Genomic DNA, 19,906 nt, shown 5'->3' with positions numbered 1-19,906 from the left:
ACAAGCCGCACAGCTCGTCTTCGAGCCGAGGGAATGCGCCAGCATGATGCACTCGGCCCGTTTCATAAAGCGCCGCCACCGGCTCCGCCCGTGCGACTTTGCCGCGTGAGGCGTGGACCAGCTTCACTGGCAGCGAGATATTCGCTGCATGCAGCACCGATTTCACCATCGCGCCGCCCTGATTGGCTTCCGCGATTACCCGGTCGGCAGCGAAACGATCGGCCGCATCGGCCACCCGGCGCGCCCAGGTTTCGGGACTGGATTTTTCCACGCTGCAATCGGCAAGGACATAGGTTTTGCCATCATGCCCGAGACCGGCGACGATGATCCCGCAAGCGTCTCCTGTGGACGAGGCCGGTGGGTCGACGCCAATGACGATTCTGGCGAGTCCAATATCCTCCGTCATCCCGGACTTGATCCGGGACCCAGAGCGTCTCGCGCCGACGCCTCCTTCTGAGGCTTTGGATGCTGAATCAAGTTCAGCATGACAAATACGGCACTCCTCGATCATCGCCCTTGTCCACAGCGCGCCTTCAACATCCTCGATCAGTTCCCCGTCCAGCTCCTGCCGCCCCAATCTTGTCCCGCCATAATCTGCGGTCATCGCGGTCAGGAAGTCCACCGGCAGATGCAGATCATTATCCTGCGTCCGACCCTTTGTGATTGCAGCTCCGTCTCCGCTCACGAGCGCCCGCACCAGCGGCACCGGACGCGGCGTGGTGGTGGCGACCATCTGCGGCCGGCAACCCAGGCGCAGGCCCATTTTCAAATTGTCCCAGGCCGCCTCCGCCTGTCCCGCATTATTGATCCATTTGGCAATTTCGTCGCACCACGAATGGCTGTGCTGAGGACCTCGCAAGCCTTCAGGCTCGGCTGCCGAATAAAGATGCGCCTGCGCGCCATTGTCCCAGCTCAATCGCTTCAGCGAAGGTTCCCAGACCGGGCGCTGGCCCGGTGGCGCAATCGACAGCAAACCGCTCTCCCCTTCGACCATAACCGTCCGGGTTTCGGCATAATTGGCCCCGACCAGAGCGAAGCGGGCGCTGCCATCGCGTTCGGCAATGCTGCGCACCCATTCCGCCCCGGCCCGGGTCTTGCCAAATCCGCGTCCCGCCATGATCAACCAGATTGACCAGTCACCGGCGGGAGGCCTTTGTCCGGGCCGCGCCCAGAAATTCCAGCGGTACAGAAAATCCTGCTGCTCTCGCGGGCTCAGGAAGCAGAAGAACCCGCTGCGTTCCCGCGCGGTCCATTCGGCAAAAAGCTCCGCCTCGGTAAAATCATTCATCATTATCGGAGGTCGGTGGCTTTTTTTGCCCGCCGGCCAGTGCCCGGCGACGCAACAGCTTTGTCCGCATATCTCCCAGTTTCCGGTCCAGACTCGCGCGCACCTGTTCGGGGCTGATATCATCCTCAACCGCGCGGGTCAGCGCCACCATCTGCTTGTGCGCCAGCAGCAGTTTGACACCAATACCGTCATTATATTGCTTCACTGTCGCGACCTGCTTCCCCTTATGGAATACGGGTTTCTCCACTCCATTGCGGGCGCGGTCGAGCAAATCCATTTCGAGCAGTTCATAGCCGGCCGCCAGCGCCCGCATCCATTCTCGGAGAAACTCCGGATCCCGGTTGCGCCAATTGTACACGGTTGCAACCGCAACGCCGGCGGTTTTTGCCGAATTCGCCACATGCGAACTGGTGGCGAGACCTTTCAGAAACTTTAGCTTGCGCCTGTTGTCGTAAACGCCCGCGACTTTTGATTTTGCCATAATATACTCCGTGCCGGATCTCCGCGAACCGTCCGGACACAAAAAAGGACCTTCCGGCCGGAACGCCCTGGCCTGTCCGGCGTGGGCATTCAGAGCTGGTCGGCCCGAATCACAATTTCGCGATGTTCCTGATATGTACCTAAACAGCGTGACGATGTCAAGTGTTTTTCACCTATTTGGTAATATTATTCCGAAAATCAATCGTTGGAAGCACATGCTCGCTGATATAATTCGCCGCCAACTCCGCCAGTTCCCGGCCCATATGCCAGTCCAATATTTGCATATTGGGGATGATCGGCGGGTTTACCAATATGTCCTGATCACCGAGCATTTCCTTCGACGCCATCCGGCTTGCGACCACCATCGAACGCGACATGATCTCGACAATCGACGGGAACTCCACGTCCCGTTTGCGGCGCAGGATAACGTCTCTGAGCAAGCTCCACCGCCCGCGAATATCGTCATAGAGGACATCGGTGCGCCATATTTCATGGGGATCGCCCAGCGACACGACAATATTCGGCCCGGCCTTGAGCCCGTGCATGACCTTCACCGGAACATTGTCGAGCACCCCGCCGTCGACCAGTATATTGCCTTCTTTGTCGATAAACGGCGGTAAAAGGGTCGGCAGGGATCCCGACGCCCGGACACATTCCCACAACGGACCCCGTCGGTGGATATGCAGACCGTTGGTAGAAAGATTGGTGGAGACGCCAAAGAAATTGATCGGCTGGTCGGCAATATCCCTTGTGCCGTAGCGGGTTCTCAGTTCGCTATCGAACACCGTTGGATCGAGCAAAGAATAGATCGGCAGGGTAAGCCGCCGCATCGCCTTGGCGTGGATGAACATCGCCTCCATCTGGTCGAGCGTTTCGTCCACCGTCATGCCTCGCGCGATGGCGCCGCCCATCGCTGCCCCGGCGCTGGCGCCGCCGATGAAGTCGATCGGGATATCGGCCTGCCGCAGCGCCTTTATGACGCCGAGATGGGCACAGCCCAAAGCTCCGCCCCCGGCAAGCACCACACCCACAGCGCGTCCGGTCAGGAAACGGGCGACCTTGGTAAAGTCACCGGCATGGTCGAGCGCGACATGATGGTGCAATTTGGGCATCCGCGGATCGATCCATTCGCCGCTTTTGCTGATATTTTTGTCTGCGCTCTTCCGGAGCAGCAGCAAGGTCCGCTGCGGCTCCGCAATATAGCGCATTGCCGAAATTTCCATCGCATTGGGTTCGGGCTCAGATTGGCCAGGCCGCGCCACCATCACCAGCGCATCGGCGTTGCGGCACACCATTTCCCCCCAATCGTCTGACCCGCTGCCGTCGATCAGGACATAGGCACCCATTGCTTCCTGTTCGGCAAGCCATGACTGATATTCTCGGGCATCTCCCGCCTCACTTGTCGCCCGGTCGAGCGGTATCACCGGCGTGTCCGTCCGGACCACGGCTTCAAAGGCTTCGGCAAGTCTCGTCAGAAATCCGTCGGGCAACGTGCTGGTGCCTGCGGGCAATATCGCGATAACCCGGGGATTATTCGATGATATGGACGAGGTCCGCGCGGTCGCGACCGCCAGCCGTTCCGAAACCAGCTTCAGCATGGCCACATTTAATTGAGGATAGCGCGACGCAATTTTGTCAAACGCCTGTCGCGAGACTTCACGTACCGTCGAATCGCGCGTCGCGATGACATCGGCGGTACGCTTGCCGCCAGCGAAAAAGGCAAGCTCCCCGACCGCTTCGCCAGCTTCGATATGGGCAACAATCCGTACCTTGTTGACCACCACCCGGAACCGGCCAGATTCGACAAAATATAACGCGTCGGCATCATCGCCCTGTCGAACCAGCGCCTCACCGCCCGCTATCTGCCGCACCGTCGAAACGGATTGCAACGCATTCAAGGCTTCCGGTGCCACCCCTTCAAAAAGGGCGTGTCGGCCCAAATCCGGCATTTCCATTGGTTCAACCAAGCTCAATTCCCCGTCGGTGCGATCCGCGTTGACCGGTTATCCTGCCTTATCGTTCCAATATCAAGTCTTTGATATCATTCCAAATAGCACATCAGCCCACGACTGGGTGCCACCTCGTTCGCCAGCATCGCCAGATAGGCCGATCGCAGGGCATCGCGACCCTTCATGTTCTCGACTTTCAGATAGGCGCTGGCACCGGCCACAAACGCGGCAAATTGTTCATCAACCCGCGCGCGAAAGGCCGCCGCTCCGATCTCCTTGATCAGGCTCTCGGCAGCAGTGGGAGCAAAGAAAAGCTGCGGCTTTGGTCCCTGCAGGCCATCCGCCCCGCCGCGTTCGGAAACGTGGGTCGCGCCGACCAGCGAACTGAATTTAAGCGTATCGCCCCACTGGGCATGAATATCCGCGAGCAACTGGCCATTGCCGGCGAAATCGACCGAGACGGTTGGTCGGTTAGCATCGGCAGTCGACAGACTGTCATAGGTCAGCACTTCATCGTAAAGCCCGCATTGCTGGACAAAAGGCCTGTTTCCCGTCGACGTCAGACCAATACGCCTGATCGCCGGACTGAGACTTTTCGTGACCATCGCGAGACCGAGCGATGTTTTCGATGACGCGCTGGTCATCAGCAGTGCCTTTGCTCCGAACCAGTCGTTCGACCGCATGAAATCTTCGATCAGAAAGCTAGTCGTAAACAGCGGCTGGAAGATCGCGCGTTCCGCTTCGAGCGAACCTTCGCCTTTCCCTAACCGGTTATACTGATTGTAGATGATCGCCAGTCCCTGCCGGTGCGCCGCACCATCGACGAAGCCGCCATCCTGAATATTGGTCGGTGTGACCAGCAGATGGCTGGCCATCGGCAAATAGCCATAGACACGCTCACCAATCGCAATATCCGGGTTTTGCGACGCCACGACGCTGGCAAAACCCCAGACCGGAACAATGCCCCAGTCGGCATCGCCAGTCGGGAAGAAATTCCAGTAGCCAAAACCGTCGCCGACCACTGCATAGGTGATATTATTCGCCGTCAGGGCATATTTCTCGACCGCCAAAAGGATCTGGCCGTCATCCAATGTTGGCGTATCGCTGTCATGCCATTCCGTTTGCGCGAGATCGTTTTTCTTGACCCACAGGCTCTGCATCATAACGTCTCCATCTCTGTTTCCGGTTTCGGCCCAGCATAGTGGCTGACAGCCAGATGGCAAAAGCATTTGCCAAAAACCATCGGCCTGCTAATCCTGCCCCGAAAATAGAATATGCGCGTTGCGCGCCATCGGGGAGAAGTTTTGTGAGTGCAGTACCTGTTTCAGGTCTTGAAGCGGCGATCGGGCCGGTCACCAACATATCAGATTTCATCTGGGGCGGAACCTGGGACGGGGCAGAAATTCTGCCGATCCCGCCGATGGTCGTAATATTGCTCGGGGCCGGGATCTATTTCATGTTCGGTTTGCGCGGCTATCCATTGCGCCGGTTATTTCCTTCGCTCGCCGGACTTTTCAAGAAATCCGAAACCAAGGGCGCGGGTGAAATTTCGCCTTTCGCGGCTCTCTCCACTGCGCTTTCCGGTCAGGTCGGCACCGGCAATCTTGCTGGCGTCGCCACTGCCATCACGCTCGGCGGTCCGGGTGCAATCTTCTGGATGTGGGTCACCGCGCTGTTCGGCATGGCTTTGGCCTTTGCCGAGGGTTCGCTTGCGGTACGCTTTCGGTCGCAGGCCGAGGACGGCACCTATCGAGGCGGCCCGATGACCTATATCACCCATGGCCTGGGACCAAAGTGGACATGGCTGGCCATTCTCTTCTGTCTCGGTACCTTATTCTCTGCGCTGGTTACCGGCAATGGCATCCAGGCCAATAGCCTCGGCGATTCCGCCAACGAACTATTCGGCGTTGCGGAATGGGTTGGCGGCGCGGTTGCGGCGGTCGCGGTATTCGCGGTCATCATCGGCGGTATCAAATCGATCGGCAAGGTTGCTGAAACCGTGGTTCCATGGATGGCGGGCGCCTATTTGCTGATGGCCTTCGTCGCCCTGATGATCAATCTGCCCTATTTGCCGGAGACCTTTTACCGGATCTTCGCTGGTGCCTTTGGCTATGATGCGGCTGCCGGCGGATTTCTTGGCGGCATGATCATCATTGCCATTCGTGCCGGTGTGGCCCGCGGCCTGTTCTCGAACGAAGCCGGCCAAGGTTCCACTCCGATCGCCCATGCGGTTGCCCAGACCAACGATCCAGCCGCTCAGGGCCGATTCGCCATGATGGGCACGTTTATCGATACGATTGTCATTTGCACAATGACCGCTCTGGTCATGCTGACGGTTGCAGGCGATTTTACAGTGACCGATGCCAATGGCGTGACCCAGGCGGTGCAGCATGCATGGCAATCAGACCTGAATGGTTTCGCGATGACCTCTGGTGCCTATGCTGCGGCATTCCCTTATCTGGTCCTGGGGATACCCATCGGAACCCTGATCGTTTCGGTGGCGTTGATCCTTTTCGTTTTCACCACCCTGCTTACCTGGAGCTATTATGGCGAACGGGCGATTACCTATCTCTATGATCTCTTCCCGGGCTCTAGCCTGAAGGGCGAGCAACGCCTTCACTTCCTTTGGCGGGTCCTGTGGTGTGTGGTGATTTTCTTCGGATCCTTTGCGCCTCTGGAACTGGTCTGGCGGCTCGGCGATATTTCCAATGCGGCGATGACCTTCCCGAATATCATCGCCCTCATGGCTCTGTCCGGCGTCGTCTTTGCGCTAGCCAAAGGCAACCGTGCAGCCGGCACCGACCATGGCCGCGAGACGCCCACGGAATTGCTGGAAGATATCACCGGCGCGCCAGGGCACTAAGTGGAATCTTCTTTGGACCTCAGACGCCGGGCAGGGATTTTCCGTTATGTCTCGCGGCAGTTCGCTGCGCTTGCCGCCGCTTCGCGTCGGTTTGGCACTCCCTCTGGTGGTAAGTTGTTAACCGAGCGAAGCGAGGCAAGCGCGACCGCGCACCCGAGCTTATGCGAGGAAGCCAAGCAGGCGGATGCCTGCGCCCGGCGATTGAGGTAAAATAAGAATGCTAAAACGCCTCTATGAATGGATGCTCGAAAAAGCAGCCCATCCCCAAGCCACCAAATGGCTGGGCGGAATCAGCTTTGCCGAATCCAGTTTCTTCCCGATTCCGCCGGACGTCATGCTGGCACCGATGTGTCTGGCGCGGCCGGAGCGTGCTTATTGGTACGCGCTGATATGCACCATCGCCTCGGTTCTGGGCTCGCTGCTCGGCTATGCGATCGGCTATTTCGTCTTTGAAACGGTCGGCATGCCGATCCTGGAATTTTATGGCGTTGCCGAAAAATTTGACGTTTTTGCCCAGAATTTTAACGAGCAGGGCTGGATTGTAGTCTTGCTGGCCGGTTTCACTCCGCTGCCGTTCAAGGTGATTACGATCGCTGCGGGTAGCACCGCGATGCCGCTCTATATCCTGATCGGCGCGGCGATACTCGCCCGTTCCGCGCGCTTTTTTCTGGTCGCGGTCCTGCTCCGCTATTTCGGACCACCGATGAAGCAATGGATCGACAAGAATTTTGCTCTGGCGACGACAGTTGGCGGCATCCTGTTCGTCGGCGGCTTTGCGGCGGTGCGCTGGTTGTTGTGACAAGGAACAAAAGCTTTCAGCGGAACAGCATTTTTTTAATGGCTTAGCTGCCGATCATTTCCTAAAGCCGGAAGATGACCACCAGACAGGTTTCAAACAGCAACGATCCTGTGATCGAAAATATCGCCCAATTGGTCGAACCCATGGTCGAGGGCGAAAAGCCCAGGGATCGCTGGCGGATCGGTACCGAGCACGAGAAATTCGTCTATTGTACCAACGACCATCACGCCCCCGGCTATGACGAACCTGGCGGGATCAAGGACCTGCTGCTTGCCATGCGGGAATTCGGCTGGCAGCCGGTCGAGGAAAACGGCAAGGTCATCGCGATGTCGGGAAGCGACGGCGCGATCAGTCTGGAACCCGCAGGCCAACTCGAATTATCCGGCGCACCGCTCGAGAATCTTCACGAAACCTGCAACGAAACCGGCCGCCATTTGCAGCAGGTGAAAGCGATCGGCGAAAAAACCGGCAAGGGCTTTCTCGGCATGGGCATGTGGCCGGACAAGACCCGCGCCGAATTGCCGATCATGCCCAAGGGTCGATACAAAATCATGCTCGACCATATGCCCCGGGTCGGCACTCTCGGGCTCGACATGATGCTGCGCACTTGCACGATCCAGGTCAATCTCGACTATGCCAGCGAAGCCGATATGGCGCAGAAATTCCGCGTCGGGCTGGCGCTGCAACCGCTGGCCACCGCATTATTTGCCAATTCACCCTTCACCGAGGGCAAGCCCAACGGCTACCAGAGCTTCCGCAGCCATATCTGGTCGGACACCGATCCGCACCGCACCGGCATGCTGCCGTTCGTGTTCGAGCAAGGCTTCGGATATCAGCGCTACGCCGAATATATGCTCGACGTGCCAATGTATTTCGTCTTCCGCGAAGGCAAATATATCGATGCCGCAGGCCTCAGTTTTCGCGATTTCCTGAAGGGCAATCTGTCGGTGCTGCCGGGCGAGAAACCGACCATGTCCGACTGGACCGACCATCTTTCCACCGCCTTCCCCGAAGTGCGCCTGAAAAGCTTCCTCGAAATGCGTGGTGCCGACGGCGGACCGTGGAACCGCATCTGCGCACTGCCGGCTTTCTGGGTCGGCCTGCTCTACGACCAGACCGCGCTCGACGCCGCATGGGACCGGGTAAAGGGATGGACCATGGAAGAACGCGAAGCACTGCGCAACGCCGTCCCCAAGCTCGGGCTAGACACACCGATCCCCAGCGGCGGAAAACTGAACGACCTTGCCGCAGAGATACTCGAGATCGCTTCTGCCGGTCTCACCGCGCGCAACCGTCTCAATACCAGCGGCGATAATGAAAGCGGTTTTCTCGACCCGCTTCGCGAAGTCGTCGCCAAGGGCAAATCACCGGCGGCGCAGCTGCTTGAACGCTATCACGGCGAATGGAACGGCGATGTCAGCCGAGTCTACGACGAAATGAGCTTCTGATACCATCCGCAGGCGGCACAGGTTTCATTCGTAACAAAAATGCAACAGTCGATGGTGATTCGACGGTGCGTTGCCCTCGCACATGAGTGTTCGCTTGACCCCGCACAACCGTGTCGTTCAGGATGTCGGGACAAGGAAGAGGGGGAACTTCCAAGTCCAGTTTCACACAAATATAGCCGGAGATCATAGCCATGCGCCGCTATTCCAAACAGATTATTTCTCGTTCCGCTCTTGCCGCAGCTTTGCTTGCAGGCGGCCTCGCCCAACCGGCATTTGCCCAGGATGAAACCGCGGCGAATGATGGTCAGGGCCTCGGTATCATCGTTGTCACTGCCCAGCGGCGTGAAGAAAATCTCCAGGATGTGCCGCTTTCGGTGTCGACGATCAGCGATGACAAGTTGGCGGCCCTTGGTGCCGGCGGGCAGGATGTCCGGGCGCTCTCAGCCCGCGTTCCCAGCCTCGTCGTCGAATCCTCCTTCGGCCGCACCTTCCCGCGCTTTTACATTCGCGGACTCGGCAACACCGATTTCGACTTCAACGCATCGCAGCCGGTCAGCCTGGTCTATGATGACGTGGTTCTGGAAAATCCGATCCTCAAGGGCTTTCCGATCTTCGATCTCGAGCGCGTCGAAGTCTTGCGCGGTCCGCAAGGCACATTATTCGGCCGCAACACGCCCGCCGGGATTGTAAAGTTTGACTCGGTCAAACCAAAAGATGACCTGAGCGGTTTCGGCCGGGTCAGCTATGGCCGGTTCAATGCCGTCAACGCCCAGGCCGCGCTCAACCTGCCGCTCGGCGAAGGCATATCCGCCCGCGTCTCGGGCATGTACCAGCGACAGGATGGCTGGATCGACAATGTCAATCCGTCGACACCACAGACCAATGCGTTTGAAGGCTATGACGAATTTGCCGCGCGCTTGCAGTTGCTGATGAACTTCACCGAAGATACCGAACTGCTGCTCACCGGCCAGTATCGCAATCTCGACGGCACCGCGCGCGTGTTTCGCGCCAATGTCTTCACCCGTGGCCAGGAAGGTCTGAACGCGAACTTCCGGCGCGACCAGGTTGCTGTCGACGGCCAGAACGAGCAAAAGGTCAAGACCTACAATCTTTCCGGTCGCTTCAGCCATGACTTCGGCCCGGTCTCGCTTGTTTCGGTCACCAGCTATTGGACCGGCGATGCCACTTCGGTCGGCGATGTCGACGGCGGGTTCGGTGCCAACTTCCTGCCTCCCGCACTTTTCGGACCCGGCAATATACCGTTTACCGCGGAAACCCGTGACAGCGTTCCGTTGCTCAGCCAGTTCACCCAGGAAATCCGGCTGGAAAGCAATGGCAACGGACCGCTGAGCTATCAGGCGGGCGTCTTCTATTTTGACGAGCGGCTGCGCATTGTCAGCGAAAATTACTCGACCCTCGGCGATCCGTTCAACGCGCCCGGCGGGATCAACATATTGGTCAGCCAGCGCCAGGACAGCGAGGCGTTCGGCCTGTTCGGTTCGTTGACCTATGCGCTGACCGACCAGTTCAGCATCACCGGCGGTATCCGCTACAACAACGACGAACGCGACTATTTCGTCGCCCGCACACAGGACACGCAATTTCCGGGATTCCTGCAAAACCCGCTGGGTAACGTGTCCCGCTCGGTTTCGGATGACAATATCACCTGGGATGCCAGCCTCAGCTACAAGGCGACCGAGGACGTCAATCTCTATGCCCGCGTCGCCAAAGGCTATCGCGCGCCGAGCATCCAGGGTCGCATCCTGTTCCCGCCGGCAACCGCTACGCCTTTGGAAGACGGTGTCACCGTTGGCCAGTCGGAAACCATCCTGTCTTATGAAGCGGGTGTAAAAACCACCTTCTTCGACGGCCGCGGCCGGTTCAACCTCAACGGCTTCTACTATGATCTGGACAACGCCCAGTTGACCGCAGTGGGTGGTGGCATCAACGCCAACCGGCTGATCAACGCCGACAGCGTGCGCGGCTACGGCATCGAAATGGACGCTGAATTGAAGCCGATCCCGGAATTGCTGTTCACCGCCAGCCTCAGCTACAACCATACAGAAATTCGCGACACCGGTCTGACTACAGCGGCTTGTGGCGCAACCCGGGTTGACACTTTCCCGAACGTTTCACTCTGTACACCGCTCGATCCGATCGTGACACCCGCGGCGCCATTCTCGGCCGCGATCGTCAATATCGACGGCAACAGCCTGCCGCAAAGCCCGCGCTGGATTGCCAATGTCTCGGCCCGCTACGGCGTTCCGGTCGGTGATGGCGAGGTCTATGCGTTTACCGACTGGGCCTATCGTTCCAAGATTAACTTCTTCCTCTATGACTCGATCGAATTCCAGGACCGGCGCCAGCTCGAAGGCGGCCTGCGCATCGGTTTTCAGACCGATCGGTTCGACTTCGCCGGATTTGTCCGCAACATTACCAATGATGAATCAGCGGTGGGCGCAATCGACTTCAACAACCTGACTGGCTTCGTCAACGAGCCGCGGATCTGGGGCGTCGAGGCCGGTATTAAATTCTAGCGCCATAGTGCGGCGCACAGGCACGCCGGCGGAGACTAAAAGTCGAACGCTGGCTGCATGTCGCTAATCTCGGGAGAGACGGATGATCCATCCACCTCTCCCGCGCCTTCGAGATTGGCGAGCGTCAGCCCGAGCAGGCGGACGCCATTTTCCACCGGCATGATGCTGGCCAGCAACTCGCGACCGATACTCGCAAATTCGTCCTTGCCCGCAACATAGTGATCGATTGATTTCGACCGCGTCACCTGACGAAAATCGGCATATTTTGCCTTGAGAGTCACCGTCCGCCCGCGCGCCTCGCATTTCTCGATACTGTTCCAGACGATATCGATGATATTCTCGAACGCGTCGTGCATGTCATTGTCGGTGACCAGATCATCGCCATAGGTCCGCTCGCCACCGACCGACTTGCGGATCCGGTTGGATCGCACTTCGCGATGATCAACGCCGCGCGATGCGCGAAACAGATAACCCGCCGACTTGCCGAAATGCTGGCTGAGAAAAGCTTGCGATTGCGCGCGCAGATCGGCGCCGGTGTGGATATCAAGCTTTGCCATCCGCTCCGCCGTTTTCGGGCCGACACCATAGAAGCGCCGCACCGGCAGCCCGGCGACAAAATCCGCCCCCTGATGCGGTTTGATCACGCAGATGCCGTCGGGCTTGTTCTGGTCGGAAGCGATCTTGGCGATAAATTTATTATAGCTGACCCCGGCGCTGGCCGTGAGGCCGGTTTGTTTCCTGATCTCGGCACGGATCATCTCGGCAATCCGGGTCGCGTTGCCGATCCCCATCTTGTCTTCGGTGACGTCGATATAGGCTTCATCCAATGACAGCGGTTCAACCAGATCGCTATGCATGCGAAAAATCGCGCGAATCTGCCGGGACACTTCGCGGTAGACCTCGAACCTGTGTTTGACGAAAATCAGGTCGGGGCAGCGGCGCTTGGCGGTGACCGAAGCCATGGCCGATCTCACTCCAAATTCGCGCGCTTCATAGGATGCCGCTGCGACAACGCCGCGCCTGGAAGAACCGCCCACCGCCACCGGCTTGCCGCGCAATTCGGGAAAGTCGCGCTGCTCGACGCTGGCGAAAAAGGCATCCATGTCGATATGGATGATCTTGCGCTGGAGCAGATCAGGAGTGGAATCGGACATCGGGTCAGTCTAGCGCCTGTTTACCCGCTTGGGGAGCGACTACATTTCTTCGTTCAGTGATTTTCGATAGCTTTCCATCAGCTCGTCACTGACATTGATACGGACCGTCTCCCCGAGACTGGCGCGCATCCCGCAACCCATAAAGTCGGATGCCTCGGGATATTTTTCATAATCCGGCCGGCCACTGGCAAATATTTCCAGCCGGTCGTCCAATATCCGGAAAATCGGGATCGCTGCGCCTTCGGAAACCGGGACATACCAGCCCGATGCCTGGTCGAAATGGAGCTGCGAAGCGTCGATACTGCACAAATGGGCATTGGCACCCACCGCGCTACCCTTGATCGCGTAAAGCCCATCCTGCCCGCGCCCGATCAATATCTCGGTCATCGAAGCCCCGACGAGAGCGGGTGTGATTTTGGCGAACAGCTCAGGCCCGATAGAGCTGGCGGGGAGCGGCAGCAGATCATCGATGAACAAGGCCGCCTCTCCCCGGGCCAGCCATTGACGTTCGCCCGACAGGCCCAGCAACTGGCCCTTGCGGAGGCTGTAGCTTTCGCGGATGCAGTCCGCCGGATATTCGACCTTTCCACAAAGGTTGCGCTGTTTCAGCCAGGCCCGCTGGCTTGCCTTCACGCCAGAATCGACCCCCTTCGCGCGCTGGTACAGGGCGGCAATATCGCGGTCTGCGGAGCGCAGATCACTGGCATATTCACCGCAAATCTCCAGTTCGACCTTGGTCGCTGCTTTGGCACAGTCAAAAGATGGATTAGCCTCAACCGCTCTTTGTCTGGTGTTTTCGGCAATTAATTTTTGCGCTTCATCGGCGGTTAGGCGCACATCGCTGCCACCGCCGCGCAGGACGATGTCCCCGCGAAATGCGGCCTTTGCCAAATCGGGCAATTGAGCGGGACCAACAATCGTCTGGTCCAATATCGCGCCCGACAATATGATATTGTGAAGGCGGAAACTGTGCAACGTGGCACGGGTAAAATCCGTTCCCTTGGCGCTGATCGCGGCCCCGCCCTGATAGACCGGACAGCCATCGGGCACGGTAATTCCGCAATCGAAGACAAATCCGGTCATATCGGCGCCGTCGATGTTCCAGCCTTCGACACTGCCTTCGAACCAGCCGCCATCGAAATGACCGCCGCTGAAATCCGCATTCTGTGCCGCGACGTTGGTGAGATTCGCATTGCGGAGCAATATTTTGGGCATTCGGACGTGACTCAAATTGCTCTCGCTAAGGTTGGAATTGATGAATCCTATCCCCGATGACGTGGCACCGGAAAAACTCGATCCCGTAAGTTCGCTCTCGTAAAAACAGACGTTGCCAAGAGGGATTTGCGAAAAATCCCATCCGCTAAAATCACCGCCCTTTATGATCTTCAGGCCGCGCCTGAGGGCATGGGTCTCTCGCATAAAATCAGCCGGCGTTTTCAACATGGAGCCGTCTATATATTGTTTGGAAACAGCGGCTTCAGCTTCCCCCCAGACATCCCCAAAAGCGGCAAGACAGGAGGGTGGAACTTCATCACTTGCGGCACGAACGGCTGGTGACAGCCAGGTCATGATGGTCAGGCCCGCAATAAAAATCACAATATTCCGCGCCATGTATCCGCCCCTTGAACTATCAATATAACGTATAGCCACACCCGCCTTATCTTGCCATAGGCCGCCGGTGCAAAAGTCTATCATGCCCTTCCCTATCGGTCGCACCGAGCTCATCATCATGATGGCGAGCCTGATGTCGCTCAATGCGCTGGCAATCGACATCATGCTGCCCGCACTGGGATTAATCTCGGATGACCTTGGCCTCGCCAATCCCAACGACCGGCAGTGGATCATCACATCCTATATTTACGGCATGGCGATCGGGTCGATTGTCTATGGGTCACTTGCGGACCGCTATGGGCGCAAACCTATATTGGCAGTGACGATTTCGATCTATGCTGTCGTAGGTGTCATCTGCGCCTTCACATCGGATTTCCAGTTGCTGCTGATCGCACGATTTATTCAGGGGCTGGCGTCGGCGGCGATGGGCGTACTGGTCAACAGCATCATCCGTGATCGCTATGAAGGCGACGACATGGCCCGCAATATGTCGACGATCATGATGGTGTTCATGATCGTGCCGATTACCGCACCGATATTGGGGCAGATCGTGCTGTTCTTCGCCGAGTGGCATGTCATTTTTCTGGTATTATCGACGATCGGGTTGGCGATCCTGACGTGGGTGATGCTTCGGTTGCCTGAAACATTGCGGCCCGAAAATGTCACGCCGATTGAATATAAGGCGGTGACCACTGCGTGGCGTTCGGTCATTTTTCATCGCAATGCTTTCGGCCATGTGATGGCCAGCGGGCTCATGTTTGGGCCATTATTTGCCTTTATCGCATCGGCCCAGCAGATCTTTTTTGATACGTTCAACGCTGGTGATATTTTCGTCTATATTTTTGCCCTGAATGCAGGTGCGATGTCTTTGGGGAATTTTGTCAACAGCCGTATCGTGATGCGCTTCGGCGCTCGGCGAGTCTCCCAATGGGCGTTAATCACCTTCATTATTATCTCGCTCATCCACTTGGCTGTCACATATTCCGGGCACCTTACATTGCCGATATTCGTCGCGTTACTCGCTCCGGCCATGGGCATGGTAGGCCTGACGGGTGCCAATTTCAGTTCAATTGCAATGCAGCCATTCGGCAAGGTTGCCGGCGTTGCATCCTCTTTCCAGAATTTTGCACGAAGCGGGTTATCGGCAGCGATTGGCGGCGCGATTGGACTGCAATTTGACGGTACCACCTTGCCGCTGGTAACCGGATTTGTGATTTGCGGAACCGCATCCTTGTTGTTAATATTATGGGCAGAAAAAGGCGTTTTGTTTCGCCGTGTTCAGCCTGCTGTAACCAGGCCCGACTTAGACGCAAAGATACAAGATATATGAGCTTATTCACACGCAGGGGAAATTGATGACCAAGTCTGCAATCTGTCTAAAACTGGCCGCTATAGCAGCACTGACCACAGCTACACCTGCCTTTGCCGCAGACTCAATCGTCGGCGAATGGGTGACCCAGGACCGCGACGCCATCGTCAAGATTTCCCAATGTGGCGCGAGTGTTTGCGGACGGATTCACAAATATCTGGTGACCCCGCCGAACGGTGTCGGGCAAAAGGATATCCACAATCCCAACAAAAGCCTGCGCAACCGGACGCTGCTCGGCATGGCGATTTTGACCGGGTTCAAACCCGACGGTGATATCTGGCGCGGCAAGGTCTATGATCCGAAGACGGGGAAAACTTACCGTTCAGAAGTCAATTTGAACTCGACCAACAGTCTCAAGATGAAGGGCTGCGTCGCGTTTTTCTGCCAGGGACAGAACTGGACCCGGGCGAAATAGGGTTTTATTTTACCTCAGACAATAAATCTTCCTTACTCCATCTCCGCAATCCACTGGCTGAGCAGCGCCACGCCCTCGTCATGTACAATTGACCTGCCCACTTCCGGCATGGAAATTCCCGGATCGAGGCTGTTCAGGCGGTAGATCATGATGCTGCCGTCCGGGTTACCGGGGGCGATGTCGAAATCATGGGTGCCGCTGCCCCGCCCTGCCGCAACCGGCCGTTTGTTGATACCGAGGCGGACCGGCATTTTCTCCTCATAGGTCAGAAACAGGCCGGAGTTGCTGGCTGATCCCTTAATGTTATGACAATGGGCGCAATTGACATCCATATAGCCGCGCGCGCGATCGTTGAGCGAGGCACTGGTCTCTCCCCACGATGGTACGGCATATTCGACCTTCGGACTCTTGTCGATCAAGCCGAGCCGCGCGAAATCCGCTAGCTGACCGTCATGCGTTAGATTGCGGGCCTTGGGTCCGATCGGCACCACCGCATCGGATAGCGCGTGGCACTCCTTGCACTGGTTCTTGTTGGGCACGCCGTAGTTGATCGATCGCTCCTTGCCCGACGGGTCGGTAAAGGTCACCGCGATACGGGCCCCCGCGACCTTTAGCTTCGCCTCGGTCTGCTCTTCATTCCAGACATAGGGCAAGGCGAGCCAGCCGTCGGCACGGTGCAGCAGCACCCGGGTCTCGAGCAGGCGCGGCTTGCCATTCAGCTCGTAGCCAAAGCTCTTGATCAAAGCCGATCCCACCGGAAAGTCGAGCAGTCCGTCGCCATTTGTCTGCGCTTGCCGCCCCTCCGGCACATAGATGAACCGGTATTTCTCCGCATAATCTGTGAACAGCGGCATATTCAGCTGATAAGGCACAACCCGGTCATTGGGTTGCCACCCTGCTCCATCCTTGAAAAAGCGATAGTCTGACAGGCTCCGCGGCAGAGTGTCGGACAGGATAACCGCATCCGCAACGCCCGCTGGCTCGTGGGCACCCGCCGGCAAAGCCAGCAGAACAATCGCACAGGCAGAAGCCAGCCAGCGCATTACCTGACCGCGTCTTCCATCGCCTGCGGCAAGGTGATCGGTTTGAGCTGCCGGCCATCAAACGGCTCGGTTGCGCCCTCCGACAGCGCCGGCCTGGCTTCGGTGAGCGGCTGGCCAGGCGTTGTCAGGCCCAGCGTCAGGATCGCCACGTCGTCGCCGATCAGGATATTTTCACCCGTGCCATCCTCGATAATCGGCGGAATCGCGCCACCAAAGGCGGATTTCAGCATATCCCCTCCGGCAAAGGCCGGCTTGTAGCCGGCCCGGCCGTGCTGGTTTTCAAAAACCCGCACGCCGATCGGTTTCGGGTTGTAGTTGGGATCATCCTGACCTTTGCTGTAGGAGACGATCAATATATTGCCGGTGCCGTTTTCGGCGAGCTTGTTTTCAAACACCTCTACCTCGTAATGCGACATCACCATGATCCCCATACCGGTGGGCACATCCGCTACGATATTGCCCGCGGGGGCAAAGTTGGGGGTGTTGTTGTCGACCACGATATTGTCGAACACTCGGACATTGCGGCCACCCTGTTTGGGAATATTGGGAAGATCGAACACCAGTATCCCGCCGGTATTGTTGACCGCGATATTATTATAGACATCCGCCCCGATGCTGTTTTCGATTTCTATCCCGGCGACGTTGAACTTGGCCACGCTATTGCGGACAATGATATTCTCCGACTGGCCGACATAAATCCCGGCATCCGAAGAACCGATCGTGGTCACGCTGTCGACCAGCACATTGGTGCTTTCGACCGGATAGATCGCATAGGCGCCATTTTCCGGATGCGGTCCTCGGGTCCACTCGACCCTAAGCTTGTAATAGACGATATTGTCCGCGCCCTTGGACTTGATGCCGTCGCCCTTGCTGTCCTCGATCGCGAAATCGCGCAGGACGACATTGTCCGATGTTACCAGCAGGCCTTCGCCCGCGCCCAGTTGCCCGGCGAAATTGAGCACCGTCTGGTCCATGCCGGCTCCGCGAACGGTCACATTGTCCACGTCGAGCGAGAGACCATCGACGAGATCAAACCGGCCCGCGCCCAGCTGCACCACATCGCCGGGTTCGGCCAGAATCAAGGCTTCCTGAATCCGTTCCTGGGCATCGGCGCCCGGTGCGACGGTGACGGTTTTTGCGAGTGTCGGTGCGCTCAAGCAAAGCGCGGTGGCGACCAGTAAGCTGCGGATCATATCTCTCTCCTTCGGGAACAAGAGATAATGCCGCAAAAACCGGTCGATGCCAAGAGCATTGACATTCATGTCAGTAAATTTGACGAAGCCGGCAGCTAAGCGTCTGCCAATATCCATTCTATCGCAGCATCGGCGTGAATTTCGGTACTGTCGTAGATTGGCAGGATATTCGCCTTCGTATCGACAATCAGATCCAGCTCGGTACATCCCAGCACCACCGCTTCGATCTCTTCCTTCGCGATGTTGGTAATATAGGTTTTCATCGTCCGTTCGGATTCGCGCTTGACCTGGCTGAACATCAGCTCCTCGTAGATGATCCGGTCGATCTCCTCGACTCGCTCTTCATCTGGCGGTGAGAGTGTAATGCCCTTGCCAACCAGCCGCTTGCGATAAAAGCCTTCGGTCATCACGTTGCGAGTCCCGACCAATGTCGCCGATTTGATGCCGTCGGCAACCATCTTGTCGCCGACACAATCGGCAATATGCAGGATCGGTACGCCCACTTCGGGCTGTACCCGGTCATAGATTTTATGCATTGCATTGGAGCAGATCAGCACCGCCGTCGCACCGCTATTTTCCAGCCGCTTCGCCGACCGGGTCATCAGGCCGGCTGCCGCATCCCAGTCATCATCCGACTGCAGCCGCGCATATTCGCTAAAATTAACGCTTTCGATCAGCATGTGTGGACTGGAAAACCCGCCAAGCCGTTTTTGCACGATTCTGTTGATCCGCGTGTAATAGCTGGCGGTCGATACCCAGCTCATCCCGCCAATCAGGCCAATTTTCCGCATTGAATTATAAATCCCTGAAATATACGAGTATAGCGTCTAGAGCGCCTTGACTATTTCCTCGCACATTTTCTTCGCATCGGAAAGCAGCATCATCGTCTGGTCCATATAAAAGACCTCGTTGTCGACCCCGGCATAGCCGACACCGCCCATCGAACGCTTGATGAAGAATATCGTCTTGGCCTTTTCGACATCGAACACCGGCATGCCGTAAATCGGCGACCCCTTGTCGGTTTTTGCCGCCGGGTTGACCACGTCATTCGCGCCAATGATGAAAGCGACATCAGCCTGGGCAAATTCGCTGTTGATATCTTCCAGCTCGAAAACCTCGTCATAAGGCACATTGGCCTCGGCGAGCAGCACATTCATATGGCCCGGCATCCGGCCCGCCACCGGGTGAATTGCATATTTGACGCTGACGCCTTCCTCTTTCAGCATATCGCCCATCTCACGCAAGGCATGCTGGGCCTGCGCCACCGCCATGCCATAGCCGGGAATGATGATCACGCTTTCGGCCTGCTTCATCATATAGGCGGCATCCTCGGCCGAACCGCGTTTCCACGGCCGGTCGATCTGGGCCGCGCCGTCACTCGGCCCGCTGTCCGCGCCAAAACCGCCGGCGATCACACTGATGAAGCTGCGATTCATCGCCTTGCACATGATATAGGACAGGATTGCACCCGACGAACCGACTAGCGCGCCGGTAATGATCATCGCGGTGTTGCCAAGCGTAAAGCCCATCGCCGCCGCCGCCCAGCCGGAATAGCTGTTCAGCATCGATATCACGACAGGCATATCCGCACCGCCGATAGGAATGATCAGCAGGAAGCCAATCAGAAAGCTCAGCGCCACGATCGCCCAGAATATCGGTCCTGTGCCGATGGTCGGTGCAATCGCAAAATAGGCAGTCAGTCCGATGATCGCCAACAGCACGCCAAGATTGATGATATGCCGCCCGGGCAGCGTGAT

16 protein-coding genes are annotated in these 19,906 nt (G+C 57.6%); 6 read left to right on the top strand and 10 right to left on the bottom strand.

What is annotated here, in order from left to right:
* The 4 genes from WBM93_RS05355 to WBM93_RS05340 form a co-directional block, all read right to left on the bottom strand.
* A partial coding sequence (locus WBM93_RS05355; protein ID WP_424429177.1) for a DNA-packaging protein occupies positions 1-1,288 on the bottom strand: 1,288 nt, incomplete at its 3' end.
* The gene (locus tag WBM93_RS05350) at positions 1,281-1,769 is read right to left on the bottom strand and encodes a hypothetical protein (protein ID WP_424429174.1); all 489 of its coding nucleotides are present in this window, start codon (positions 1,767-1,769) and stop codon (positions 1,281-1,283) included. The genes WBM93_RS05355 and WBM93_RS05350, both read right to left, overlap by 8 nt.
* 172 nt (positions 1,770-1,941) lie before the next feature.
* Positions 1,942-3,735, bottom strand: a complete 1,794-nt coding sequence (locus WBM93_RS05345) for a patatin-like phospholipase family protein (RefSeq protein ID WP_424429171.1) — start codon at positions 3,733-3,735, stop codon at positions 1,942-1,944.
* A gap of 74 nt (positions 3,736-3,809) precedes the next feature.
* A complete protein-coding gene (locus WBM93_RS05340) occupies positions 3,810-4,880 on the bottom strand; it encodes a DUF2855 family protein (protein WP_424429168.1) in 1,071 nt (356 codons plus the stop codon).
* 143 nt (positions 4,881-5,023) lie between these two features.
* Between WBM93_RS05340 and WBM93_RS05335 the strand changes: the two genes are divergently transcribed.
* From WBM93_RS05335 to WBM93_RS05320, 4 genes are all read left to right on the top strand, one after another.
* Positions 5,024-6,580, top strand: coding sequence for an alanine/glycine:cation symporter family protein (locus WBM93_RS05335; protein ID WP_424429166.1), 1,557 nt, complete (start codon positions 5,024-5,026; stop codon positions 6,578-6,580).
* Between the two features lie 217 nt (positions 6,581-6,797).
* A complete protein-coding gene (locus WBM93_RS05330) occupies positions 6,798-7,379 on the top strand; it encodes a YqaA family protein (RefSeq protein ID WP_424429163.1) in 582 nt (193 codons plus the stop codon).
* Between the two features lie 74 nt (positions 7,380-7,453).
* Positions 7,454-8,827 (top strand): glutamate--cysteine ligase, encoded by a 1,374-nt coding sequence (locus WBM93_RS05325; RefSeq protein WP_424429160.1) that lies wholly within the window; start codon positions 7,454-7,456, stop codon positions 8,825-8,827.
* A gap of 191 nt (positions 8,828-9,018) precedes the next feature.
* Positions 9,019-11,364 (top strand): TonB-dependent receptor, encoded by a 2,346-nt coding sequence (locus WBM93_RS05320; RefSeq protein ID WP_424429157.1) that lies wholly within the window; start codon positions 9,019-9,021, stop codon positions 11,362-11,364.
* Between the two features lie 35 nt (positions 11,365-11,399).
* On the opposite strand, the gene dinB is transcribed toward WBM93_RS05320, so the two are convergent.
* Both dinB and WBM93_RS05310 read right to left on the bottom strand, forming a co-directional pair.
* The gene (gene dinB, locus WBM93_RS05315; RefSeq protein ID WP_424429154.1) at positions 11,400-12,518 is read right to left on the bottom strand and encodes a DNA polymerase IV; all 1,119 of its coding nucleotides are present in this window, start codon (positions 12,516-12,518) and stop codon (positions 11,400-11,402) included.
* Positions 12,519-12,557: 39 nt separating this feature from the next.
* A complete protein-coding gene (locus tag WBM93_RS05310; protein WP_424429151.1) occupies positions 12,558-14,129 on the bottom strand; it encodes a pentapeptide repeat-containing protein in 1,572 nt (523 codons plus the stop codon).
* A gap of 82 nt (positions 14,130-14,211) precedes the next feature.
* On the opposite strand from WBM93_RS05310, the gene WBM93_RS05305 reads away from it, so the two are divergent.
* Together WBM93_RS05305 and WBM93_RS05300 are read left to right on the top strand one after the other, a co-directional pair.
* Complete coding sequence (locus WBM93_RS05305; RefSeq protein WP_424429148.1) at positions 14,212-15,459, top strand: multidrug effflux MFS transporter; 1,248 nt, start codon at positions 14,212-14,214, stop codon at positions 15,457-15,459.
* A gap of 25 nt (positions 15,460-15,484) precedes the next feature.
* Positions 15,485-15,913 (top strand): DUF2147 domain-containing protein, encoded by a 429-nt coding sequence (locus WBM93_RS05300; protein WP_424429145.1) that lies wholly within the window; start codon positions 15,485-15,487, stop codon positions 15,911-15,913.
* 32 nt (positions 15,914-15,945) lie between these two features.
* Here the strand turns inward: WBM93_RS05300 and WBM93_RS05295 are convergent, their stop codons facing one another.
* The 4 genes from WBM93_RS05295 to WBM93_RS05280 form a co-directional block, all read right to left on the bottom strand.
* Positions 15,946-16,956 carry an SO2930 family diheme c-type cytochrome gene (locus tag WBM93_RS05295; RefSeq protein ID WP_424429143.1) on the bottom strand — a complete coding sequence of 337 codons (1,011 nt, stop codon included), beginning with the start codon at positions 16,954-16,956 and terminating at the stop codon, positions 15,946-15,948.
* Positions 16,956-18,149 carry a parallel beta-helix domain-containing protein gene (locus tag WBM93_RS05290; protein ID WP_424429140.1) on the bottom strand — a complete coding sequence of 398 codons (1,194 nt, stop codon included), beginning with the start codon at positions 18,147-18,149 and terminating at the stop codon, positions 16,956-16,958. The genes WBM93_RS05295 and WBM93_RS05290 overlap by 1 nt, the downstream gene beginning before the upstream one ends.
* Before the next feature lie 95 nt (positions 18,150-18,244).
* A complete protein-coding gene (locus WBM93_RS05285; RefSeq protein ID WP_424429137.1) occupies positions 18,245-18,940 on the bottom strand; it encodes an aspartate/glutamate racemase family protein in 696 nt (231 codons plus the stop codon).
* Between the two features lie 36 nt (positions 18,941-18,976).
* Positions 18,977-19,906: NAD(P)(+) transhydrogenase (Re/Si-specific) subunit beta (locus WBM93_RS05280; protein WP_424429134.1), on the bottom strand; the 930-nt coding region annotated here is incomplete at its 5' end.

The organism is Parasphingorhabdus sp. (assembly GCF_049667325.1).
Classification (GTDB): domain Bacteria; phylum Pseudomonadota; class Alphaproteobacteria; order Sphingomonadales; family Sphingomonadaceae; genus Parasphingorhabdus.
The sequence above is the reverse complement of the archived record's forward strand: the minus strand, read 5'-3'. Positions and strand labels throughout refer to the sequence as shown.